Origin of the sequence: Streptomyces sp. NPDC002032, assembly GCF_042890765.1 — a bacterium.
GTDB lineage: Bacteria > Actinomycetota > Actinomycetes > Streptomycetales > Streptomycetaceae > Streptomyces.
This window is the reverse complement of record NZ_JBIASM010000004.1, coordinates 255734-278691: the sequence shown is the minus strand read 5'-3', so window position 1 is coordinate 278691 and position 22958 is coordinate 255734. Positions and strand designations below refer to the sequence as shown.

Below are 22958 nucleotides of genomic sequence, written 5' to 3'. Positions count from 1 at the left end.
CCACCGTGCTCTTCCTCTACTGCGTGCTGCTCTTCTGCTGCCTGGTCATGCTGGCCGCCGGCATCATCGAGCAGCGCCGGCACTTCGCCAACCTCGACCGGATCCCGCACCGGGTCCTCGTCAACGGGATCCGCGGCAAGAGTTCCATCACCCGGCTCTGCGCGGGCGCCCTGCGGGGCGGCGGGCTGCGCACGGTCGCCAAGACGACCGGCACCGCGGCCCGCTTCATCCACCCGGACGCCACCGAGGAGCCCGTCTACCGCAAGTTCGGCATCGCCAACGTCGTGGAACAGATCGGCATCGTCCGGCGCGCCGCCGCCTACCAGCCGGACGCGCTGGTCATGGAGTGCATGGCGGTCATGCCGGCCCTCCAGGAGATCAACCAGTCCAAGCTGATCCAGTCCACCATCGGCGTGCTGTGCAACGTCCGCGAGGACCACGTCGCCGAGATGGGCCCGACGCTCGACGACATCGGGCGCTCCCTGTCCCGGTCCATGCCGCACGGCGGGATCTGCGTCACCGCGGAGAAGGAACGCTTCCACGTCCTCCAGCAGGAGGCGGACGCGCGCAACTGCAAGCTCGTCTACGCCGACCCGGACACGGTCAGCGACGAGGAACTCCGCGGGTTCAGCTGGTTCACCTTCAAGGAGAACGTGGCCATCGCGCTCACCGTCGCCGAACTGCTCGGCGTCGACCGGGAGACCGCGCTCCAGGGGATGTACGACGCCCCGCCGGACCCGGGCGTGCTGTCCGTCGAGCGGTACCTCGCACCGGGCGGCAAGCGGCTGCGCTTCGCCAACGTCTTCGCCGCCAACGACCCCGAGTCCACGCTGATGAACATCAACCAGCTCCTCGACCTCGGCGCCGTCGACCGCCCGCTGAACGTGGTGATCAACTGCCGCCCGGACCGGGTCGAACGCAACGGCCAGATGGGGCAGATCGTGCCCGATCTGAAGCCGGACAAGGTGTTCGTGATCGGGCACCCCGCCAAGAGCGCCATCGACGCGATTCCCTCCGAGTGGCGCTCGCGCGCCGTCGACCTCGGCGGAGACCAGCGCGACGGCGAGGAGTTCATGCACGAGCTGCTCGGCCACCTCGGCGAGAGCTCCTCGCTGGTGGCCATCGGCAACATCCACGGCCAGGGCGAGGTCCTCCTGGAACACCTCGCCGAGCTCCCCGGCTTCGAGGACGACCCCGAGCCGGAGTCCGCGGGGCCGGCGCCCACCCCCGCCGCGCCGCAGTACGTACCGCACCTCGATCCGTACACGGACCTCACCCCCGTGCAGGAGGCGCGGTACGCGCAGCCGAGCGTGCCGCGGCAGTACGTGAACCAGCAGCCGTACGGAACCCAGCAGCCGTACGGCAACCAGGACCCGTACGGGAACCAGCAGCCGTACGGGAACCAGGCGCAGCACCCGAACCCCGCGTACCCGCAGGCCCACCCCGACCAGCCGCGGCACCCGGCGGCCCCGTACGGATACGGAGCGCCGTACGCGCAGGACGGACCGTCCTGGCCGGCCCACCCGCAGGCGGACGACCCGCTCGCGCCCCACCCACAGCCGTATGACCCCGCGCCGTACGACCCGCAGCAGCACTACCCAGGAGAGCCCCGTTGATCCCCGCAGTCCTCACTCCCGAGATAGCCGCGATCGGCATCGCACTGGGCCTGCTGTTCTCCCTTTTGTGCTACCTGACCACGAACCTCTCCCCCGGCGGCATGATCACCCCGGGATGGCTCGCCCTCACCCTCATCGAGGACCTCCAGCGAGCGGCCCTCGTCCTCGGCATCACCACGCTGACCTACGCGCTCACGCTCGTCACCCAGAAGTTCGTCATCCTCTACGGCAAGCGCCTGTTCGCCGCCGTGGTCCTCATCGGCGTGCTCCTCCAGGCGACGGTCGTCATCGTGCTGCAGATGGAGTTCCCCCTCCTCTACGCCAACCAGACCCTCGGCTTCATCGTGCCCGGGCTGATCGCCTACCAGCTGGTGCGCCAGCCCAAGGGCGCCACCCTCCTCGCCACCGGCTCCGCGACCCTCATGACGTACGTCGTTCTGACATCGGGCATCCTGCTCGGCTTCCTGCCGCACTCCTGAGATCCACCGCATCCGACCGCCCACGCCCACTGCCCCGCCCGGAGCCACGATGACCGTCACACCCACCCGCCGCGGCCGCCCCCTCCTGCACGCCGCCCTGGTGGCGAGCCTGCTGGCCGCCAGCTCGTACTGCACCTACGCGCTGCGCAAGGAGGAGGAGGACAAGGCACCCGTCGCGGTGGCCGTGACGGACCAGGCGGCCCGGGGCGGGGCCAAGGGCGGCCAGGACGGCAGCCAGAAGTGGGAGCGCCTGCAGAACCCGCAGCGTTCGGTGCTGCGCGGCGCGAACGGCGCGGTCCTCGGTACGTTCACGGACGGAGCCCGTACCGCGACGCTCACGGGCAAGCAGCGCACCTTCACCGAGCCGGCCACCACGCAGACCCGGATCGTCACCGACACGTGGGTACGCCTCCTGCCGGAGCCCTGGCGGGCGGGTGCGGAGCGCGAACAGTGGTTCCAGGACTGGTTCAAGAAGTACGCCGGCAGCGAGGAGGACGACCTCTTCGCGATCGCCTTCCAGTACGGCGACAAGGCACCGGTGAAGAAGGACGCCGCCGGCGTCCCGTACGCGGGCGACGCGGCCTTCGGGCCGATCAACCCGAAGGGCTCCGTGGGCAACGACCTGCGCCTGGAGCAGTCGGACTTCTACGACTACCTGGGCATCCCCTACACCTTCCGGGACGGCACCACCGAGCAGCCCGAGAAGCCCAAGTACCGTGCCATCGACTGCTCCGGCTTCATCCGCACCGTCTTCGGCTACCGCAGCCGTTTCCCTCTGACGGCGACCGACGCCGGCGGTTCGGGACTGCCCCGTACCGCCAACGGCATGGCCCGCTCGAAGACGGGAGTGGACATCCTCCCGCTCAAGGGTGTGGCCGCGAAGGACCGGCCGGCCTCGATCGATGTGCTCCAGCCCGGCGACCTGGTCTTCTTCAAACTCGACGCGCGCACGGCCGATCGCCTCGACCACACCGGCATGTTCCTCGGCAGCGACACCGAAGGCCACAAGATCTTCATTTCGAGCCGCGAAGAGGCCAACGGCCCCACCATCGGCGACAAGGGCGGCGCCTCCCGCCTCGACGGCAACGGCTACTACGCGGCCACCCTGCGCAGCGCCAAACGCCTCTGACATCGCGCAGCCCGGCAGGAGCACGATCGCACCACCACGGGCTCGGCGTGCGCCGACGCGAGGGGGGTAGACGCCGGGCATGAAACAGATAGATGCGTGGAAATTAGGCGAAAGCGTACCGGGCAACGGCATCTACGCCTGTGACTGCGGCAAACAGCTCCTGTGGACGCCGCGCACGCAGGCACACCCCGGCACGGACTGACCGTGGCCGCGCGGCTGCGGACGAGTGACCCCCGTGCACCGGGATGGCGCCGCGTGGGCCACGGACGCGGGTTCCGCTACCTGGACACCGACGGTCACGCCCTGTCGGCAGCAGACCGCGAACGGGTGCGCGCCCTGGTGATACCCCCGGCCTGGCGGGACGTCTGGGTCTGTCCGTGGCCGAACGGTCACATCCAGGCGGTGGGGACGGACGCCGCCGGACGGCGCCAGTACCTCTACCACCCGTACTTCCGCGAGCAGCAGGACGCCGCCAAGCACGAGCACGTCCAGCGCGTCGCCCGCTCGCTGCCCCGGCTGCGAGAACACGTGGCCCGGGATCTCGCCGGGCGCGGGCTGACCCGCCTCCGCGTCCTGGCCTGCCTGACCCGTCTCCTCGACCTCGGCTTCCTCCGCGTCGGCGGTGAGCGCTACGCCCGCGACAACGGGAGCTTCGGGCTCACCACCCTGCTGCGGGAACACGCCACCTGCCGCAGTGGCGAAATCCGGCTGCGTTTCCCCGCCAAGTCCGGCAAGGAGGTCGAGCGCTCGCTCGTCGACGAGCAGGCCCACGCGGTGATCCGGGCGCTGCTGCGGCGCAGGGAGGACGGAGAGAGGCTCTTCGCCTACTGGGAAAACGGAAAATGGCACGAGGTCCACGCCGATGACGTCAACTCCTACCTGCGGGACCGGTCGGGCCGGGACGTGACGGCCAAGGACTTCAGGACCTGGTACGCCACCGTGCTGGCAGCGGTCGCCCTGGCCGTGTCCGAGAGCACCACCGGCGCGTCCCGTGCCCGCCGCGGCAAGGTGGTGGCGCGCGCCGTGCGCGAGGTCAGCGCATACCTGGGGAACACCCCCGCCGTGTGCAGGGCCTCCTACATTCACCCCCGCGTCATCGAGCGCTACGAGGAAGGCGAGACCATCGCCGCCGCCCTGGGCGAGCTGGGCGAGAACGGCACCTTCGGTGAACCGGCAACCCATGGCCACGTCGAACGCGCCGTCCTGCGGCTCCTGCGCTCCGGCACCCCGTGACCGGCACGAAGGGCGTCCGCGGTCACTCTTCGCAGAGCACGCGGACGCTCATGACCTCGGCGTCGACCGCGTCCGGCACGACCATCCCGGCCTCCACCCCGGTCCGCAGCTAACGCAGAACGTCCGCTGTGAGGCGCTCGCCGGGCAGGACCGCCGGAATGCCGGGCGGGTACGGGGTCAGCATTTCGGCCGCGATCCGGCCGTCCACCTCCTGCCAGGGCACCTGCTCCGTCCGGCCGAAGAAGGCGCGTCCTTCCCATGGGCATCGACCAGTCACTGATCACCGGCCCGTCTCCGGTAGCGGCCGACGGACGTGTCGCGGCATGGTACTTGACGGCCCGTCGCGCCCCATGGTTCTCTCCCTGCAACACGCCGGGTGTTCAACGTTCAAGTTGTTAGCGCTAACAATTTGCGGAGACCCGGTCCCCTGCTCCCGCCGGGGCCAGGTCCTGCCGCCCCCTCGGACCTGCCGTGCCCGACCCGCACGCACCGACAAGAACCGACCCTGCCCAAGTCGCCCCCAGGAGGGTGCATATGAACGCTCTCGGTACAGCGCCACGAACCTCAACACGACGAGGATGGCGGCCGCGGGTGGCCGCTCTGCTGTCGATGGTCTTCGTGGCCGGCGTGCTGACGATGGTGAACCCGCAGGCGGCCTCGGCGGCCCCGGTCGACACCGGCAAGTGGTACGTGCTGGTGAACCGCAACAGCGGCAAAGCGCTGGACGACTACAACTTCGCCACCGCCGACGGTTCGCCCGTCGTCCAGTGGAGCCGCTCCGGCAACGAAGCACAGCAGTGGCGCTTCCTGGACTCCGGCAGCGGCTACTACCGGGTGCAGAACCGCAACTCCGGCAAGGTCCTGGACGACCACGGCTGGTCCTCGGCCGACGGCACCGACATCGTCCAGTGGAGCGACCTCAACGCGGCCAACCAGCAGTTCCGCCTGGCCGACTCCCCCGACGGCTACGTCCGGCTCCTGAACCGCCACAGCGACAAGGCGCTGGAGGTCCAGGGCGCTGCCACCGCCGACGGCGGCAAGATCGTCCAGTACGCCGACTGGGGCGGCGGCAACCAGCAGTGGCAGCTCGTCCCCGTAGCCGACACGGGCAGCGGCACCTGCGCACTGCCGTCGACGTACCGCTGGACCTCGACGGGCCCGCTGGCCCAGCCGAAGGCGGGGTGGGCCTCGCTCAAGGACTTCACCAGCGTCGTCCACAACGGCAAGCACATCGTCTATGCCACGACGCACAACACACTCGCCGGCAACGACGGGCGCTGGGGACTGACGAGCTTCAGCCCCTTCACCGACTGGTCCGACATGGCCACCGCCACTCAGAACACGATCCCCTTCGACGGCTTCGCGCCGACGCTGTTCCACTTCGCCCCGAAGAACCTCTGGGTACTCGCTTACAACGGGGGCTGGCCGCACAACTTCTCCTACCGCACCTCAAGCGACCCCACCAACCCCAACGGCTGGTCCGAGCAGCAGGAGCTGTTCACGGGCACCCTCCCGAAGGGAGGCCCCCTCGACGTGACCCTCATCGGCGACGACACGAACATGTACATGTTCTTCGCCAACGACGAGGGCGACATCTACCGGTCCAGCATGCCCATCGGCAACTTCCCGGGCAGCTTCGGTTCGTCGGCCACGAAGATCATGAGCGACTCGTCGCTCAACCTGTTCGAGGCGCCGGAGGTCTACAAGGTCCAGGGCCAGAACCGGTACCTCATGATCGTCGAGGCCCAGAACTACACCGGGTACGGTCGCTACTTCCGCTCGTTCACGGCCACCGGCCTCGACGGCACCTGGACACCGCAGGCGCAGGCCGACACCGTGACCAGCCCCTTCGCCGGCAAGGCCAACAGCGGCGCGACCTGGACCAGGGACATCAGCCACGGCGATCTGGTTCGCACCAACCCCGATCAGACCAAGACCATTGACCCTTGCCATCTGCAGTTCCTCTACCAGGGGCGCGACCCCGGCAGCGACGGCGGGGACTACGGCCTCCTGCCGTACCGGCCGGGCGTGCTGACACTGCGGCCCTAGCCGGTGGCGTGACACAGGTCCGGCTCCGATCCTGACGTTCGCGGGCCACGGCGTACGCCGGACCCGGAGGAATCCCCGTGCGGCGCCGGGCATGCCGGTGGCCCGGCCCATGGGACAGCCGGGGCAGTCGTCGTCGAACGGGCAGACCGATGCGGGACACCGCCGCCCGGAAGCCCGGACACCCCGAAGGACCCGCCGCGGGCCTGCTTCCCACCGGCGGCAACCTTTTCGCGTCCTGCGGCGACCAGGCAGTGCACCTCGACTCGGATCTTCGAACGGACGGACATGCAGACTGCACGGCAGGCCGCGCGGCAGCGCAGGCACAGACACAGGCTGATGCTCGGAACGGCGGTGATACTGACCGCCGCGGGCGTCCTCATCTGCCTGATGACGTCCTTGCTCCCCGGCCCCGGCGCCGCCCCCAAGGCCGGCGCCAAGGCCGGCGCCGCGGCCGGGGCCGGGGCCGACGTGGCCGCCCCCGCCGCCACCCAAACGGGAGCCGCCTCCCCGGCCCCGACGAGCCCAGCACCCCCGCCGGCCGGATCGCCCACCGCGGTGACCCCGAGCGCGACCGCCGCGGCAACCACCGCGGCGGCGCCCCCGGCCGCGGCGCAGAAGACCCCACCGGCGGCGTCCACCCCGGCACCGTCGGCAGGACGCATCCGGCCGGACACCACCTACAAGGGCGTCGCCACCGCCTACGCCGCCGGCGACGGCAACGGCGCCTGCCTGTTCGGCCCGAGCGACGACCTCATGATCGCGGCGATGAACACCACCGACTACGAGTCGTCCAGGGCCTGCGGCGCGTACGTGCGCGTCCGCGCCGCGAACGGCGCCTCGATCACGGTCCGGATCACCAACGAATGCCCGCTGCCCTGCGCGCCCGGACAACTGGACCTCAGCGAACAGGCCTTCGCGAAACTGGCCGAGCTCAAGGTCGGCCGCCTCCCGATCACGTGGAGCCTGGTGAGCCCCGGCACGTCCGACACCCTCTCCCTGCGGTACAAGACCGGGTCCAGCGCCTACTGGTGCGGCATCCAGGTGATCGACCACCGGAATCCGGTCGCCTGGCTGGAGGTACGCACCAGCCAGGGCTGGCGGAAGCTGCCCCGTACCGACTACAACTACTTCCTCGCCGCCGACGGCGAGGGCTGCGGCGGCACGATAAGGATCACCGACATCTACGGAGAGCAGTTGACGGTCGACGGGACCGCGCTGCTGCCGAACGTCGCACAACCGACCGGAGTCCAGTTCGCCGCGCACTGAAACCTCACCGCGGCGGGATGGCGGAGCCGGGCGCGCCGCACCGGCGCGCCCCGGCCAACCGGGCACTGGTACGCTGCCGCCCGGATGTTAGCGCACACATTTTGCGGAGGGGACGATCACCGGACATGGTCCTCGATGACGCGTCCGCGGAGTTCCACGAGTTCTTCGAACGCCACTACGCCGAACTCGCCCGGTTCGCCCGTCTCCTGACGGGTGAGGCGGACGGCGCAGACGATCTAGCCGCGGACGCCCTGATCGCGCTGTGGCAGCGCTGGGACCGGCTGCGCCGGGCCGAGCACCCGCTCGCCTACGCCCGTGGCGTGGTCGCCAACCTGGCACGGTCGCGGATCCGCAGCACGGTGCGCGAGCGCCGCCGGATCGCCCTGTTCTGGTCCCGCGCCGCGGAACCGACGCACGGTCCGGACGTGGCCGACGTGGTGGACGTACGGACGGCTCTCGCCCGGTTGCCGTTCCGGAAGCGGTCGTGCGTGGTCCTGCGGCATGCCTTCGACCTGTCGGAGAAGGACACCGCTCTGGCACTCGGAATATCGGTCGGTACGGTGAAGAGCCAGACCTCGAAGGGGATGGCCGAGCTGGAACGGATGCTGGGCAGCACAGGAGCAGCCGGAGAACTGTTGGCGGGGAGGAGGAGCCGTTGAACGAGGAACTCGCCGGGCGGCTGCGCGCGGCCGCCGAGGCCCACCAGCCCGACCGTGCCCGGATCCTGGCACGCGTGGAACGCGGCATGTCCGGTGCCCCCGTCCGCCACCGCGAGTCTTCGGGCGCGAGGCCCTGGCCCAGGATCGCGCTCGCGTCCCTGGCCGCGGCCGGCACTCTGGCGGTCGGCGGCTTCGCCGTCGCCGCCATCGTCCAGTCGCCGCCGGCCCGGCCGGATGTTTCGGCGACCCCCGCCGCGCCGCCCGCGCCGTCCGGGACTCCCCGGCCGACCCCACCGACGCCGTCGGCGCCCGCGACCGGCCGCCCGGCCACGCCGGACCGTTCGTCCCCGCCGGGCCCCGGCCCTTCGGCGTCGGGCGCCGCGGGCTCGGCCCGGCCGGGCACCGCACACCTCCAGGACGGGCCTCTGTCGTCGGCCGGCTCCTTGGACACGAACGGCAACAGCTTCTGGGCGCAGAGCGGCGTCACCCTGAAGACCGCCCAACCGTTGACCGCACTCACCGTGGAGCTGCGCATCACGCAGACCGGCGCGGTGCGGAGCACCGGCAGCTGGCGGACGCTGCCCGCCGAGGATTTCACCGTCACCGTGCAGAACGAGGGCGGGGCAGTGGTCTACCGCTGGATCCTCAAGCCGGGCCGCACGGTACCGGCCGGACAGCACGTCTTCGCCGGCCAGTACAACCACGCCGCCGGCCCGCGCGAGGTCGAGCACGACGCCTACCGCGCCGACGCCGGCGGTCCCCGCGGCACCCTCTCGGTCTGGGGCGGCTTCACCCCGGCACGATGAGGCCGTGCCGCTTCGCCGGCCCGTGCGCGGACGGCGCGGGACCGCCGCCCGCTCACGGGCCTGGAGCGTCATGGGCAGGTCGCCGTACCCGTCGCCTGGTCGGGTCAGCTGGTCACGCGGAAGGTGGCGTCACCGCGGGTGGTGGGGGTGATCGGGTCGAGCTTCAGCTCGTAGGCGTAGTGCCGGATGTAGCGGTCGGGGAAGTTGTACGACTGGAGCCGCTGCGGCGGGCTGCTGGGCCAGCGGGCGAGCACCCGGCTCTCCTCAGTCGCCGTCAGGGTTGCGATGGCGCCGTGGCGCTTCGGGGTGCCGCCCATGTCATAACCGGTGGACGCCTGAAGCCGGTAGGCGCTGACGTCGAACGGGTTGGCCGTCAGGATCGGCCTGTATTCGCGTACGCCTTGCGGGTTGTTGTAGTCGATGTACAGGGCCCACTCGTTGCGGTCCCGGAACTTCATCCACACCGGGCCTTCGACCACGTTCCCGGTGAGGCCGATGCTGGAGAGGCTGCCGAGCTGGGTCCACGCCCCCAGGATCGAGTTGCCGCCCTCGACCGTGTTCTGGCCGTCGCCGGAGACCCGTAGGTAGCGGTACTCGCCGGCACCGGCGGGCACCTCCGTCATCTGGGTGTCGACGACCGGCCTGGTGCCGGGCGGGTCGATCCAGAGCTGCGGGGTGGTGATGGTACGGAAGTCCGTGGTGCGGGCGGCGTAAACGCGGTACTTGAAGACGCCGTTCACCGTGGCGTTCGTCGACCACCGGGATCGACGGCGGCAGCCGCCGGGTGGGGTGTGGTCAGGGCTTGGCCCGTGAAGAGGAGGCAGACGGCGAGCAACAGCACCGGCAGCCGGGCGCGAAGCGCGGACATGGGGATCTCCTGACGTTCCGTAGGTGCCAACGGGCCGGAGGGAGGCGTTCGGGTGGCGGGGGAAGCAGCGCGACCCGGTTTCCGTGCGCGGTACGGGGACCGAGCCGATGGCCGTACCGGCCCGCCGCCACCGGCGAGTCGGTGGTGGTGGCGGGCTGGTACGGGGGTGGTGCCCCGGTTGGTCAGCTCCAGGGCTGGGCGACCAGCCAGCTGGTGTCGGCAGCCCAACTGGTGGCGTTGTCCCAGGTGTTGGCGCCACCGTTCCCCGCTATGTAGGCGGTGTAGTTGTAATGGCGGAGGTACTTCGTCGGGAAGTTGGCGGATGTGAAGGATGTGCCTGTCCCGCTGTTGCCCGACGTGGGGCAGAAGGTGGCGTCCGCCGCGAACGCGCTGCCGCCGGTGTCGGTGTCCAGGTAGAGCTGGTAGTTGAAGTGGCGCAGGAACTGGCCGGGCTTGTTGGCGGACTCGAAGGACACGCAGGAGGTGTTGGCCAGGCCGGCGCGGACGATCCAGGTGGCGTCGGCCTTGTCGGCGGCGGAGCTGGCGGAATTGGTGCTGGAGACGACGGCCTTGGTGTCGGCGCTGTCGTGGCGCAGGAAGTGCGAGGTGCAGCAGGGCGAGGTGGTGGCTTGCAGGGAGATTCGGGAGCCGGGGGTCAGGGTGCCGGTGCTGGTCGAGCCGCTGTTGTAGCCGGCGGCGGTGATGTTGGCCTGTACGGCGTTCTCGGTGGCGTCCGAGGGGTAAGCGGAGGTCATGACGCCTTCGTAGAAGGTGCCGGCGCTGGCGTTGCTGTTGTCGCCGCCGATGCCGAGGATGATCGCGCCCTGCTTCTTCATCGGGTTGTAGCCGGAGGCGTTGGGGCGTGCGCCGCTGTAATAGGTGGACAGGCCGCCCGCCCGGGCGTCTCCCCCGCGGATGGCCCACTGGTTCGGGCCGCCCTTGAGCATGGCGGTCAGGAACCGGTTGCCGACGCTGGGGTCGCCCGCGTTGAACCCGCGGTTGACCCCGGAGAACAGGCCGTTCTCCAGGTCGGCCATGACCCAGGGGCCGTTGCCGCTGCCCCAGCCCCAGCCCTTGCTGTTGCCGAAGTAGAGGGCCTCCATGGTGCCGTTGCCGTCGTCATTTCCGGTCGTCTCGGCGTTGCCGTAGTCGAAGCAGCAGCCGCCGTTGAAGTGCGTGCCGTCGAAGATCGCGTACATGCCCTCGGGCTGGTCACCCGTGGCGATGCCGTTGGTGTTGTTGTTCCGGTAGCCGGTCCCGGGGGCCACGTAGACGCCGTAAGCCTTGTGGCCGCCGACCGTGACCGGCGCCTCGAAGGCGTTGGCCGGGTTGTCGGCCCCGCCTTCGGCCGGTCCGGGAAAGTGGCCCCTTGGCGCCTGGTTGAGGTTGTTGCCCTTGCCGGACTGGTCGTAGATGACGGTGATGACGCAGCTGGTATTGGCGCAGAAGGATTCCTGGGCCTGGGCGTTGGCGTATCCGCCGGCGCCGAGTACGCCGACGTTGAGGGTGGTTCTGTCGGAGGCGCGCTTGATCTGGTAGAGCGGGCCGTTGTACGCCCCGTACAGGGCGCGGGTCGTACTGTGCGCGGCGACGCAGGGGGTGCTGCCTGCCGCGTAGATGTCGCACGGCCCCTGGGTGGCGGCCTGCGAGGTGGTGGCCGAGGCGGTGAGCGCGCCTACGGCGAGCGCGGCGGTGGTACCGACCGCCAGCAGAGCGCGCCTGACGCCGCGGGCCCACGGTGGTTTGAGCATGGAGAGCTCCTTCACAGGGTGGGGGTGTGAGGTGGGCGCCGGGCGAACCCCACGGTCCGGCCGTGCGGACGGCGCGGGTCGACCGGCGTCTGAGGCCGGTGCGGCTTCAGCGGTCTTCGACAGCGCAGGATTGTTAGCGCTAACAATCTTGCCAAGAAGGAGGGGCTGGTCATGCCGATCGAGCCTGCACCTCAGAGCACTGCAACGGCCCCCACTATGACCAGGAGCCGAGGCGCCGTCAACAGATCGCGCAACATGTTGTTAACGCAAACATTCTCTGTTTCCACCGCCACACCGACGAAGAATGGCGGGGGCGCCGCCCGCCAGGGCGGTGAGGCCGGAAATTCGACGCGATGCGCAGCACGTGGTCGCGATGCCGGATGTGGCGGTCCGGGGGGTGTGCGAGCGGAACGACGACCACGACGAGTCGACGACCACGACGAGTCGGCGAGCCCGGCGGTCCTGCGGAAGGTGGCGTCCTGGGCGAACCGCGTGGTGCCGTCGTCGACGTCCGGTCGGAGCTGGTAGGAGGAGTGCCGCAGGTAGCGGGTCGGGGCGCTGACGGACTGGAAGGAGACGCCCGAGGAGTCGGCCGGCCCCGGCACCAGCTTCCACTCCGAGCCGGTGTACGGGTCGAACGGGTACGGGTCGATACGACCGATGGAGTCGGCGTGCCGCCCGTAGCTGCCAGGGAGGCCGTAGGACTTCAGCCGGTTCCAGGCGGGCTTGCCCCACGTGGCCACCAGGTGTTGTACACCGCCTGGGGGATCTGCCGGATGGTGGCGTGCTTGGAGTTCAGCGGCTGGGTGTGGACGCGCCGGTCGGTGGCGGTCCAGGTGCCGGTGGAGAGGTCACCGGCCTGCCGGGCGTAGAACAGCGCGTTGGCGTCGCCCCACAGATACCGGATGCCGGAGGCCCGGGCGAGGAACGGGGCCTCGATACCTCCTTGCGGCGCCAGGCCGGCGGTGTAGACGGTGAAGCTGCCGGCGTCGAGGGACGCGGACCTCGCGCGAGGGGGGTGGGGCTGTGCTCGTGTACTGCCTCCAGGGCGTTCGCCGGTACGGACGCGGGCCGTTAGCGCTCACAATCTGGCTGGCGATGAGTCGTCACTCGGTCGTCCGGATCGCGCCAACACCCTCGACCGGCTCCGGCTGGGCGTCACGACGTTCGACGCGGGCGACAACGCCGCCCTGTCGTAACCCTGGACGGGATCCGGCGGCCGGGACTATAAACGTGACACCGCCGAAAGGCGGGACCTCGCGCCGTCCGCGCCCAGCGCCTCCTTGGCGCCACCTCCACCCCGCCCCACCCTCCTGCCGGCCGCCCTATCCCAAACACCCTTGTTAGCGCTAACAGATCGGCGCCGGTCTCCTCCCACCCGGAAGGGCCAGATCCCCCGATGTCGTTCCCTCCCCCGAACCGCCGCAGCCTGCTCAAGGCGACCGGCGTACTGGCCCTCGCGCCGACCATCGGCCTCGGCCTCGCCCAGGCGGCCGCCGAAGCCGCCGAAGCCGCCGGCTCCCCGGTGCAGCCGTTCGAGCTCAGCCAGGTCCGGCTCACCGCCGGCCGGCTGCGCGACAACCAGGACCGCACCCTGGCGTACCTGCGCTTCGTCGATGTCGACCGCCTGCTGTACAACTTCCGCGCGAACCACCGGCTCTCCACCAAGGCCACGACCGCGACAGGAGGTTGGGACGCCCCCTCGTTCCCGTTCCGCACCCACGTGCAGGGGCACTTCCTCAGCGCGTGGGCCCAGGCCTACGCCGGGACGGGTGACACCACCTGCCGCGACAAGGCCACCCAGATGGTGGCCGAGCTGGCCAAGTGCCAGGCCAACAACACCCCCGCCGGGTTCTCCCCCGGCTACCTCTCGGGCTTCCCGGAGAACGACTTCGCCCTGCTCGAGGGCGGCACCCTCAAGAACGGCAACGTCCCCTACTACTGCGTCCACAAGACCATGGCCGGCCTGCTCGACGTGTGGCGCCTGCTGGGCAGCACCCAGGCCCGGGACGTCCTGCTGGCCATGGCCGGCTGGGTCGACCAGCGCACCGGCAGGCTCACCCAGAGCCAGGTGCAGGCGCTCCTGGGCACCGAGTTCGGCGGCATGAACGACGTCCTGGCCGAGCTGCACCTGCGGACCGGGGACCAGCGCTGGCTCACCGTCGCCCAGCGCTTCGACCACGCCGCCGCGTTCGACCCGCTGGCCGCCGGCCAGGACCGGCTGAACGGCCTGCACGCCAACACCCAGGTGCCCAAATGGATCGGAGCCGTCCGTGAGTACCGGGCCACCGGTACGGCGCGCTACCACGACATCGCCGCCCAGGCCTGGACGTTCTGCACCGGCCGGCACAGCTACGCCATCGGCGGGAACAGCCAGGCCGAGCACTTCCGCGCGCCCGATGCGATCGCCTCCCAGCTGACCAACGACAACTGCGAGCTGTGCAACTCGTACAACATGCTCAAACTCACCCGTGAGCTATGGCAGTTGGCCCCGGACCAGGCCGGGTACTTCGACTTCTACGAGCGCGCCCTGCTCAACCACGTGGTCGGTGCGCAGAACCCGGCCGACCCCCACGGGCACATCACCTACTTCACCCCGTTGAAGGCCGGCGGCCGCCGGGGCGTCGGCCCGGCATGGGGCGGCGGCACCTGGAGCACCGACTACGACTCCTTCTGGTGCTGCCAGGGCACCGGTCTGGAGTCCAACACCAAGCTCGCGGACTCCGTCTACTTCCGCGACGGCACCACCCTGTTCGTGAACCTGTTCGTCCCCACCGTGCTCACCTGGGCCGAGCGCGGCCTGACGGTCACCCAGACCACCTCGTACCCCGCCGAGGACACCACCACGCTCAAGGTCACCGGGGGCTCCGGCGACACCTGGTCGATGCGCGTGCGCATCCCGGCCTGGACGTCCGGCGCCACCGTGAGCGTCAACGGCACGGTGCAGAACATTCCCGCCACGCCCGGCAGTTACGCCAACCTCACCCGCGCCTGGGCCCCCGGCGACACGGTGACCGTCAAGCTCCCGATGCGGGTCGTGCTCCGGGCCGCCCCCGACAACCCGGACGTCACCGCCGTCACCTACGGCCCGGTCGTCCTGTGCGGCAACCACGGCAGCACCACCCTGTCCGCGCTCCCGGTCCTCGATCCGGCGTCGGTGACCCGCACCGGCAGCACGGGCCTGGCCTTCACCGCGACCGCCAACGGTTCGACCGTCAACCTCGGACCGTTCCACGACGCGCAGGGCTTCAACTACTCCGTCTACTGGGACACCAGCAGGAGCAGCGGCGGATTCCGTCTGCTGAACGCCGGCAGCGGGCTCGTGCTCGGCGTCCAGGACATGTCCACCGCGGACGGCGGGCTCGCCCTCCAGTGGAGCGACAGCGGCACCGCCGACCACGACTGGGAGCTGGTGACCGACGGCGCCGCGCTGCGGCTGCGCAACGTCAACAGCGGCAAGGTGCTGGGCGTGCGGAACATGTCCACCGCCGACGACGCCTCCGTGCTCCAGTGGGCGGACAGCGGCACCGCCGACCACCGGTGGACGGTCGTCGAGACGGCCGACGGCTCACACGGCCTGCGGAACGCCAACAGCGGCAAGCTGCTCGGCATCGCCGGTGCCTCCACCACCCGGGGCGCCTTCGCCGTCCAGGCCCCGGACACCGGCTCGGCGACCAGCCGGTGGTGGTTCGTCCCGGCCGGCACCCGGCGCATCCAGAACGTCGGCAGCGGACTGCTGCTGGGCGTGACCGCGATGTCGACCGCCGACGGCGCCCAGGTGGTCCAGTGGGGCGACAACGGCACGGCCGACCACCTGTGGAGCGCGGTGGTGGCTTCCGAGGGCTACCTGCGGCTCAGGAACTCCCACAGCGGCAAGGTCCTCGCCGTGGAGAACGGCGGCACGGCCAACGGCTCCCGGGCCGTCCAGTGGAGCGACAACGGGGCCGAGGACCAGCGGTGGCGCCTGCGGCACGCCGGCGGCGACACCTTCCGCATCCAGTCCGCGGTCGGCGGCGGCGTCCTCGGCATCTCCGGGGCCTCCACCTCCCAGGGAGCCCAGGTCGTCCTGGGGGACGACAACGCCACCTCCGACCACCTCTGGCGTTTCCTCTGACCGGGGGCCGGGGACCGGGTGACCGGCATGGACCGGGTGGTGTGACTCCGCGAGCCACCGGCCGGTCGGTTTCCGATGCCGTCCCGCTCCCGCGTCAGTGAACCGTCAGGACTTGGCCCGCCTCCGTCAGGGTCTCGTTACGGGGCTGCCGTAGGCACGGGGACGCGGGGATAACTTCGGTGTCACGCCCCGGACTGCCTCCCCGCACCCGGGCGTACCCGTCGACTCGTGGTTCCTCAGGGAGGGCCCCATGTGTTTGTTCCAGTACGACGACGATCCCGAGCCTGAAGAACGGACCCCCGCCCGGCCCCTGTACGTGCCGGTCCGGCCGGGGGGAGTCGAGGTCGTGGTGCGCCTGTTCCGCACCCCGCTGGGAGCGCGCACCAGCGTCGGATTCACCAGCCCGGACCGTCTGGCCGCCGCACTCGGCGCCGAGCAGCCGTGGATCCGGCTCTCCGGGTCCGCGCTTCGCTCGATGGCCGAGCCCCTCGGCGTATCTCTGCTGACCGTGGACCCGACGTTCACCGCTCCGGCGGTCGCCACGGTGCCTGCGGCCGCGGCGCCGCTGCCCCGGACATCCCTGACCGCGGCCCGGATCGCCTGATGGGGGACCACACCGTGGCGACGGCCGCTCCGTCCGAGGTACGGACCCGTGCGGATGATCTGTCGATCTGGCCTGTCTCCACGACTCGGCTCGCGCACGGTGGGCTGGCCGTCGGCGGAGTACCGCTGGCGGAGATCGCCGACCGGTTCGACACTCCGGCCTACGTCCTGGACGAGGGCGAGGTCCGCGAGCGCTGCCGGACCTATCGGGACGCGTTCCCCGAAGCCGACGTCCTCTACGCCGCCAAGGCGTTCCTGTCCCGCGCCATGGTCCGCTGGGTGCGGGAAGAGGGGCTGGGCCTTGACGTATGTTCCGCCGGCGAGCTGGAACTCGCCGTCACGGCCGGATTCCCTCCCGAGCGCATCGTGCTGCACGGCAACGCCAAGTCGCCCCGTGACCTGGAAGCCGCGCTGCGCCTCGGCGTGGGGCGGATCGTCATCGACAGCCCGTCGGAGATAGCCCGGATCGCAGCCGCCGTCGGAGCCGACGGGCGCCAGAAGGTCATGGTGCGGGTGGTGCCGGGGGTCTCGGCCGGCGGTCACGACAAGATCCGTACCGGTACCGACGACCAGAAGTTCGGCCTCTCCCTCACCGACGGGGGCGCACAGCACGCCATCACCCGGGTACTCGGTCAGCCGCAGCTCGAACTCACCGGACTGCACTGCCACATCGGCTCCCAGATCACCGACGTGAAGCCCTATCTGGTCGCCCTGCGCCGCATGGTCGGCCTGATGGCCCGTGTCCGTGACGCCCACGGGGTCTCCTTGCCCGAGCTGGACATGGGCGGTGGCCACGGCATCGCCTACCGTCCCGGCGAACCCGCCCTCGATCTCACGGCACTCGCACGCAGGATGCGGGCCGAGCTCGTCGAAGGCTGTGCGGCCGCCGGGCTGACCGTACCCCGTCTCGCAGTCGAACCCGGGCGGGCCGTCGTGGGGCCGGCCGGAGTCGCCCTGTACCGGGTGCTCTCCGTCAAGCACACCGTCGACAAGGTCTTCGTCGCCGTCGACGGAGGAATGAGCGACAACCCGCGTCCCGCCCTGTACGGGGTGCGCTACGCGCCCCGCCTGGTCGGCCGCGCGTCGACGTCCGGCCGCTGTACGGCCACGGTGGTCGGCCGGCACTGCGAGGCCGGCGACGTCCTCGCAGCCGATGTGGAACTGCCGGCCGGCATCCGCCCCGGAGACCTGCTCGCCGTACCGGTGGCCGGCGCCTACCAGCTGTCCATGGCCTCCGGCTACAACCTCGTGGGCCGGCCGGCGGTCGTCGCGGTCCATGAGGGCTCGGCACGGGTACTGGTCCGGCGCGAGACCCTCGACGACTTCCGCAGCCGGGACATCGGCGGGTAGGGCCACCTCGTCGATCCGGCGGGGCCCGCGGCAGAGCGCTGGGCCCAGGCCGGTAGACGAGCTCAAGGCCGCCCGGAGGGCGAGTGCCGTCCTGCGGACCCGCGGTCGGCGCGCGAGCGAGTGGTCACGGCACCGGGAATCCCGCTGGAACGTCGCCATGGCGAGGGTCCGGCGGGATTTCCTGTCGGCGCCTTGGTGCGGAGGGGTCAGCCGGCGTGGACGTGGGGGCGACGGGAGCGGTCCGGTTCTGCTTCGCGGATGACCTCGCGGGTGACCGGGGCGACCTCACCTTGGCCGAAGAGGAAGAACCGCAGGAAGTTGGCCATCGGGCTGCCCTCGGTCCACTCGAAGTAGATGTGGGGCCGCTGGCCGGTCTCGTCGCGGACGTGGAGCAGCAGGGCGGCGAGCGCGTTGGGGATGCTGGAGCTCTCCAGGGTCAGGACGCGGTAGCGGTCGTGCAGCACCTCGCCGCGCACCCTCATGCCGGACTCGAACTCGGACGCGTCCAGGACGGTGACCTCGACGAACATGACGTCGTCCTCGGACGGGATGTCGTTGTCCGCGCGGATCTGCGCCTTCTTCTGCCGGTACTCCTCGGGGTCCCGGCTGTCGGGCTCGTTGGCGATGAACCGGATCGTCCGGTTGGCGGTGTCGCGGATGAACCGCTCCGCCATGTCGTCGAACTCGATGTCCGTGACGCGCAGCTCGAAGACGCGGGCCAGGCGCGAGAGGAGCGAGAGCGCCATGATGCCGCCGATGAAGCAGGCACCGATCTTCACGCCGTCCGGGCGCTCCACGACGTTGACGGCCGTGGTGTAGATGAAGACGGCGGAGATGATCCCGAAGCCGATGGTCCAGCCGCGCTCCCCTGCCCGCCGGGCCGCGATGGTCACGGCCACGGCCGCCGAGGTGATCAGGACGAGGACACCGGTGGCGTACGCGCCGCCCTGCGCGTCCACGTCGGCGTTGAAGATCCAGGTCACGAGGAACGCGACGAGGGTGAACACGACGACCATCGGGCGCAGGGCGCGGGCCCAGTGCGGGGCCATGCCGTAGCGGGGCAGGTAGCGCGGCATCAGGTTGAGCAGGCCGGCCATCGCGGAGGCGCCGGCGAACCACAGGATCAGGATCGTCGAGCCGTCGTAGACGGTGCCGAACGCGGAGCCCAGGTACTCGTGGGCCAGGTACGCGAGGGCGCGTCCGTTGGCCTCCCCTCCGGGCTCGAACTGGGCGGCCGGGATGAGCAGGGTGGTGATCAGGCTGGAGCAGATCAGGAAGATGCTCATGATCACGGCTGCCGTGGTCAGCAGCTTCTTCGCGCCGCGGATCCGGCCGGCGGGCTTCTCCTCGGTGTCCGTGGGGTCGCCCTGGACGTGGGGCATGACTGCCACACCGGTCTCGAAGCCGGACAGGCCCAGAGCGAGCTTGGGGAATACGACGAGGGCGATGGCGATCATCATGAAGACGTTGCCGTGCTCGGCGGTCAGCGCGGTCGTCCAGTCGGTGATGACCTGCGGCTCGCTGAACACGTTCCACAGCCCGACCGCCACGACGACCACGTTGAGGCCGAGGTAGGTGGCCACCAGGACCACGGCCACGCCGATGGCCTCGCTGAAGCCCTTGAGGAAGACGCCGCCGAGCAGCGCGATCAGGATCAGGGTGATCGGCACTTCGTGGCCGTGCAGGGTGCTGGTGAGGTGCGGGTTCTCCACCATGTGCGCGGTCGCGTCGGCGGCCGAGAGGGTGATGGTGATGAGGAAGTCGGTCGCCGCGAACCCGAGCAGGGTCAGGACGAACAGCTTCCCCTTCCAGAACGACAGCAGCTTCTCCAGCATGGCGATGGAGCCCTCGCCGTGCGGGCTCTCCTCGGCCACGCGCCGGTAGACGGGCAGTGCGCCGAAGAGGGTGAGCAGCACGAGCACGATGGTCGCCAGCGGGGACAGCAGACCGGCCGCGAGGAACGCGATGCCGGGCTGGTAGCCGAGGGTCGAGAAGTAGTCCAGACCGGTCAGGCACATGACCCGCCACCACGGCCGGCCGTGCGGCTGGGCCGCCGCCTCCTTGGCTGCGGGCGAACTCGTATCGGCGGTCAGGCCTTCCAGCATCCACGCGCGCAGGCGTGAGGTGCGGGCAGGGGTGGCCATCGTGGGGGGCTCCTGTCGTACGGAAAAGAATCAGCCATCGGCATCGACGGCTGAGCAAGCGTACGCAGACTGATCACTCGTGCACGCGAGGGAACAAATCCTGACGCGTCCTTAACGCAGACAGTGCCACCGGTGGCGTAGCGAAGGCTGATGTCAGCCGAGGCCGGGGAGGGTGGACACCAGCAGGTCGATGAATTTGATGCCGACGAAGAGCAGGATCAGGCCACCGAGGCCGTATATGCCGAGATTGCGGCGCGGCAGCTCGTGCGCGGAGGCCGGCTTGTAGCGGACGCCGCGCGGGGCGAGCGGGATCAGGGCGACGATGATCAGCGCGTGGAAGATGATCGCCGAGGTGATGGCGGAGGTCGGGCTGCTCAGGCCCATGATGTCGAGGAACTCAGGTCCCGGGTAGGCCGCCGCCGGGCACCGGCTCCATGGACCCCTCGGCCGTCAAGTCGCCGTCAGAGGTGCGTCAACACCCCTCAGGGTGCGTCGGCCGTGATCCGGAAGCGCAGCCGGCAGATCACCGCGTCGGTGTCGCGGCGTACCGCGTGGGCGACGACGGAGCCGCGCTGGTTCTGGAGCACCCGCTGCCACAGGTGGGCGGGTTCGGTCTCCGGGATGAGCACGGTCACCTGGGAGTCGGGGTGGGCCTGCGTCAGCTTCCGCACGTACGCCGACAGCGGGCGGCCGAGCGAGCGGGTCTCGGAGGAGAGCTCGACCAGTTCGACACCGGGCTTCCACAACTCCCAGTCCCGCCGTAGGGCTTCGGCCACCTGACGGTCTTCGGAGGCGGGGTGGGTGACGGTCACGGCGAGGACTTCGTCCCCGAGCGAGCGGGCCGCGGTGAGGGCCTGGCTGGTCAGGCGGGACAGACCGGAGACGGGGACGACGACCACGGAGCGGGAGCGCTGCGGGGCCCGCGGGATCCGGCCGAGCTCCAGGCGTTCGCCGATCTCGGTGTACGCGCGGTGGACCTTCTCGAAGCCGAGGACGAGCAACGGCAGCGCCACGACGATCAGCCACGCCCCCTCGGTGAACTTGGTGGCGGTGACGACGACCGCCGAGACACCGGTCAGCAGCGCGCCGAAGCCGTTCAGCGCCGCCTTCGCCCGCCAGCCGCGCGGGCGCTCCCCGTACCAGTGCCGGACCATGCCGACCTGGCAGATGGTGAAGCCGATGAAGACGCCGATGGCGAAGAGCGGTACGAGGGTGTTGGTGTCGCCGCCGGAGAAGACGAGCAGGAGGGTGGAGACGACGGCCAGCCAGACCACGCCGTGGCGGTGGACCTGACGGTCGGCCTTGAGGGCGAAGACGTGGGGCAGCTGGTTGTCGCGGGCGAGCAGGCTCATCAGCACGGGCAGCCCTCCGAAGGAGGTGTTCGCGGCGAGGGCCAGCAGCACCATGGTCGCGAACTGGAGCATGTAGAAGGCGGTGTTGTGGCCGAAGGAGGCGTCCGCGAGCTGGGCGAGGACGGTCACGCCTTCGACGGGCTGGAGGTGGAAGCGGCCGATGAGGATCGACAGGCCGATGAGCATCACGCCCAGGAGCGCGCCGAGCGCCACTTCGGTGCGCTGGGCGCGGCGGGCGGCCGGGGCCCGGAAGGAGGGGACGGCATTGGCGACGGCCTCGACTCCGGTCAGCGCCGAGCAGCCGGCGGCGAAGGCCTTCAGCAGCAGGAGCGCCCCCACGGCGGTCACGCCCTCGCCGAGCGCGGAGGCGTGCCCGGCGGTGGACGCGGTGCTGACGGGAGCGTCACGCAAGAGCCCGACGACGACCATCGCGAGGATCGACCCGACGAAGACGGCGGTGGGGACGAGGAACGCCTTCGCGGATTCCACGACGCCGCGCAGGTTCACGGCGGTGACCAGGACGAGGATGCCCAGGCAGATCCACACGCGCTCCCCGTACAGCCCGGGGAACGCCGAGGTCAGGGCGGCCACGCCGGCCGTGACGGAGACGGCCACGTTCAGCACGTAGTCCAGGATCAGCGAGGCCGCCGCGACCAGGCTCGTACGCCGGCCCAGGTGGCGTTTGGCAACGGCGTAGGAGCCGCCGCCATCCGGGAACGCCGCGATGACCTGCCGGTACGAGGCCACCAGCACCGCCAGGAGCGCGGCGATCGCCAGGGTGACGGGGAGGGTGAAACCCATTCCGTGAGCACCGGCCGCGGCCAGGACGAGCACGATCGACTCCGGCCCGTACGCCACGGACGCCATCGCGTCCAGGGACAGCGCGGCCAGCCCCTGGAGGGCGGTCAGCCGGTGCCGGTCCTCTGCCGCCGGCGCGGGGACACCGGTGTCAGGAGGTTCCTCCGTGCCCGGAGCCTGCCCTGCGGTGCCCGTCTTTGCCATGTCTGTCGACATCTCTCGCTGTTCCTCCGTTGGACAAAGTGAGGACAGCCTCGGAACTCCACGGCCGGATCGCCAGGGTCCTTGACGTTGTCCATACGGCCGCCACGCCAGTCCTCACGCGCTCTTGATGCCGAGGAGGGCCTGCCGCGCCCGGAGCACGACGGCGGCGTGTGGCTGCGCCGGCCTGGCCCACCTGGGCTGACCCGGCCTTTTCCGTCCCTTTCCGTCAGGGGGTCGTTAAGAGTTCCCCCGCGCCCGTATGGACACCGTCAAGGCGTCTTAACGCCGGGATGAAGACACGGTTGTCTCGTCATCGGCCATCTGGCCGATTCATTACTTCCCACTTCACTCAGGAGCTCGCGATGGCCGATCTGGCCTTCGTCGTCACCACGGTCGCGGTGTTCGCGCTGGTGGCTCTCATCGCCAAGGGGGTGACCAAGCTGTGAACGCCGAGAACATCGTCGGCCTCGTCGTGGCCGTCGCCCTGCTGGGCTACCTCGTCCTCGCCCTCGTCAAGCCGGAGAGGTTCTAGCCACC

General features: G+C 70.5%; 16 protein-coding genes and 4 pseudogenes. 13 read left to right on the top strand and 7 right to left on the bottom strand.

Features of this window, described 5'->3' with window-relative positions; all coding sequences use genetic code 11:
- Window positions 1-5 precede the first annotated feature (5 nt).
- The 4 genes from pgsB (at window position 6) to ACFYYT_RS12870 (ending at window position 4457) form a co-directional block, all read left to right on the top strand.
- The gene (pgsB, locus tag ACFYYT_RS12885; protein ID WP_351826198.1) at window positions 6-1616 is read left to right on the top strand and encodes a poly-gamma-glutamate synthase PgsB; all 1611 of its coding nucleotides are present in this window, start codon (window positions 6-8) and stop codon (window positions 1614-1616) included.
- Window positions 1613-2095, top strand: a complete 483-nt coding sequence (locus ACFYYT_RS12880; RefSeq protein WP_351826197.1) for a poly-gamma-glutamate biosynthesis protein PgsC/CapC — start codon at window positions 1613-1615, stop codon at window positions 2093-2095. Before pgsB ends, ACFYYT_RS12880 begins: the two co-directional genes overlap by 4 nt.
- Window positions 2096-2144: 49 nt before the next feature.
- Window positions 2145-3224: an NlpC/P60 family protein gene (locus tag ACFYYT_RS12875; RefSeq protein WP_351826196.1), complete on the top strand. Its 1080-nt coding sequence runs from the start codon at window positions 2145-2147 to the stop codon at window positions 3222-3224.
- A 255-nt stretch (window positions 3225-3479) separates the two neighbouring features.
- Window positions 3480-4457 (top strand): DNA topoisomerase IB, encoded by a 978-nt coding sequence (locus tag ACFYYT_RS12870; protein ID WP_351826195.1) that lies wholly within the window; start codon window positions 3480-3482, stop codon window positions 4455-4457.
- A gap of 22 nt (window positions 4458-4479) precedes the next feature.
- Here ACFYYT_RS12870 and ACFYYT_RS12865 read toward each other — a convergent pair.
- Window positions 4480-4704 (bottom strand): annotated as a pseudogene (locus ACFYYT_RS12865) (ornithine decarboxylase); the annotation flags it as partial.
- Window positions 4705-4991: 287 nt separating this feature from the next.
- Between ACFYYT_RS12865 and ACFYYT_RS12860 the strand changes: the two are divergent.
- The 4 genes from ACFYYT_RS12860 (at window position 4992) to ACFYYT_RS12845 (ending at window position 9237) form a co-directional block, all read left to right on the top strand.
- A complete protein-coding gene (locus ACFYYT_RS12860) occupies window positions 4992-6506 on the top strand; it encodes a non-reducing end alpha-L-arabinofuranosidase family hydrolase (RefSeq protein WP_388607755.1) in 1515 nt (504 codons plus the stop codon).
- A 285-nt stretch (window positions 6507-6791) separates the two neighbouring features.
- A complete protein-coding gene (locus tag ACFYYT_RS12855) occupies window positions 6792-7772 on the top strand; it encodes an expansin EXLX1 family cellulose-binding protein (RefSeq protein ID WP_388607752.1) in 981 nt (326 codons plus the stop codon).
- A 125-nt stretch (window positions 7773-7897) separates the two neighbouring features.
- A complete protein-coding gene (locus ACFYYT_RS12850) occupies window positions 7898-8431 on the top strand; it encodes a SigE family RNA polymerase sigma factor (protein ID WP_351817583.1) in 534 nt (177 codons plus the stop codon).
- Window positions 8428-9237, top strand: a complete 810-nt coding sequence (locus ACFYYT_RS12845) for a hypothetical protein (RefSeq protein WP_351817580.1) — start codon at window positions 8428-8430, stop codon at window positions 9235-9237. Before ACFYYT_RS12850 ends, ACFYYT_RS12845 begins: the two co-directional genes overlap by 4 nt.
- A 113-nt stretch (window positions 9238-9350) precedes the next feature.
- On the opposite strand, the pseudogene ACFYYT_RS12840 reads toward ACFYYT_RS12845, so the two are convergent.
- From ACFYYT_RS12840 to ACFYYT_RS12830, 3 genes and pseudogenes are all read right to left on the bottom strand, one after another.
- A pseudogene (locus tag ACFYYT_RS12840) lies at window positions 9351-9995 on the bottom strand (AbfB domain-containing protein); the annotation flags it as partial.
- 292 nt (window positions 9996-10287) lie between these two features.
- Window positions 10288-11856: an alpha-L-arabinofuranosidase B gene (locus ACFYYT_RS12835; protein WP_351817577.1), complete on the bottom strand. Its 1569-nt coding sequence runs from the start codon at window positions 11854-11856 to the stop codon at window positions 10288-10290.
- Window positions 11857-12208: 352 nt separating this feature from the next.
- Window positions 12209-12865: pseudogene (locus ACFYYT_RS12830) on the bottom strand (AbfB domain-containing protein); the annotation flags it as partial.
- A gap of 390 nt (window positions 12866-13255) precedes the next feature.
- Between ACFYYT_RS12830 and ACFYYT_RS12825 the strand changes: the two are divergent.
- From ACFYYT_RS12825 to lysA, 3 genes are all read left to right on the top strand, one after another.
- Window positions 13256-15970, top strand: coding sequence for a beta-L-arabinofuranosidase domain-containing protein (locus tag ACFYYT_RS12825; RefSeq protein ID WP_351817574.1), 2715 nt, complete (start codon window positions 13256-13258; stop codon window positions 15968-15970).
- A gap of 250 nt (window positions 15971-16220) precedes the next feature.
- Complete coding sequence (locus tag ACFYYT_RS12820; protein ID WP_351817571.1) at window positions 16221-16574, top strand: SAV_915 family protein; 354 nt, start codon at window positions 16221-16223, stop codon at window positions 16572-16574.
- Window positions 16574-17923, top strand: a complete 1350-nt coding sequence (lysA, locus tag ACFYYT_RS12815; protein ID WP_351817568.1) for a diaminopimelate decarboxylase — start codon at window positions 16574-16576, stop codon at window positions 17921-17923. Before ACFYYT_RS12820 ends, lysA begins: the two co-directional genes overlap by 1 nt.
- 206 nt (window positions 17924-18129) lie before the next feature.
- On the opposite strand, the gene ACFYYT_RS12810 is transcribed toward lysA, so the two are convergent.
- The 3 genes and pseudogenes from ACFYYT_RS12810 to ACFYYT_RS12800 all read right to left on the bottom strand — a co-directional run bounded on the left by ACFYYT_RS12810 (window position 18130) and on the right by ACFYYT_RS12800 (window position 22433).
- A complete protein-coding gene (locus tag ACFYYT_RS12810) occupies window positions 18130-20067 on the bottom strand; it encodes an amino acid transporter (RefSeq protein WP_351817565.1) in 1938 nt (645 codons plus the stop codon).
- 153 nt (window positions 20068-20220) lie between these two features.
- Window positions 20221-20487: pseudogene (locus ACFYYT_RS12805) on the bottom strand (potassium-transporting ATPase subunit B); the annotation flags it as partial.
- A gap of 62 nt (window positions 20488-20549) precedes the next feature.
- Entirely contained in the window at window positions 20550-22433 is a 1884-nt protein-coding gene (locus tag ACFYYT_RS12800) for an APC family permease (RefSeq protein WP_351817562.1), read from the bottom strand.
- A gap of 278 nt (window positions 22434-22711) precedes the next feature.
- Here ACFYYT_RS12800 and ACFYYT_RS12795 point away from each other — a divergent pair, with 278 nt between their 5' ends.
- On the top strand, window positions 22712-22867 hold the full coding sequence (locus ACFYYT_RS12795; protein WP_164721007.1) for a hypothetical protein: 156 nt from the start codon (window positions 22712-22714) through the stop codon (window positions 22865-22867).
- The gene (kdpF, locus tag ACFYYT_RS12790; protein WP_037884112.1) at window positions 22864-22953 is read left to right on the top strand and encodes a K(+)-transporting ATPase subunit F; all 90 of its coding nucleotides are present in this window, start codon (window positions 22864-22866) and stop codon (window positions 22951-22953) included. The genes ACFYYT_RS12795 and kdpF overlap by 4 nt, the downstream gene beginning before the upstream one ends.
- Window positions 22954-22958 lie beyond the last annotated feature (5 nt).

Coding starts and splice junctions, on each gene's coding strand:
- ACFYYT_RS12875 (WP_351826196.1), top strand. CDS start 2,145: ATGACCGTCACACCCACCCGCCGCGGCCGCCCCCTCCTGCACGCCGCC.
- ACFYYT_RS12835 (WP_351817577.1), bottom strand. CDS start 11,856: ATGCTCAAACCACCGTGGGCCCGCGGCGTCAGGCGCGCTCTGCTGGCG.
- ACFYYT_RS12825 (WP_351817574.1), top strand. CDS start 13,256: ATGTCGTTCCCTCCCCCGAACCGCCGCAGCCTGCTCAAGGCGACCGGC.
- ACFYYT_RS12855 (WP_388607752.1), top strand. CDS start 6,792: ATGCAGACTGCACGGCAGGCCGCGCGGCAGCGCAGGCACAGACACAGG.
- ACFYYT_RS12810 (WP_351817565.1), bottom strand. CDS start 20,067: ATGGCCACCCCTGCCCGCACCTCACGCCTGCGCGCGTGGATGCTGGAA.
- ACFYYT_RS12795 (WP_164721007.1), top strand. CDS start 22,712: ATGAAGACACGGTTGTCTCGTCATCGGCCATCTGGCCGATTCATTACT.
- ACFYYT_RS12800 (WP_351817562.1), bottom strand. CDS start 22,433: ATGTCGACAGACATGGCAAAGACGGGCACCGCAGGGCAGGCTCCGGGC.
- ACFYYT_RS12860 (WP_388607755.1), top strand. CDS start 4,992: ATGAACGCTCTCGGTACAGCGCCACGAACCTCAACACGACGAGGATGG.
- ACFYYT_RS12820 (WP_351817571.1), top strand. CDS start 16,221: ATGTGTTTGTTCCAGTACGACGACGATCCCGAGCCTGAAGAACGGACC.
- lysA (WP_351817568.1), top strand. CDS start 16,574: ATGGGGGACCACACCGTGGCGACGGCCGCTCCGTCCGAGGTACGGACC.
- ACFYYT_RS12850 (WP_351817583.1), top strand. CDS start 7,898: ATGGTCCTCGATGACGCGTCCGCGGAGTTCCACGAGTTCTTCGAACGC.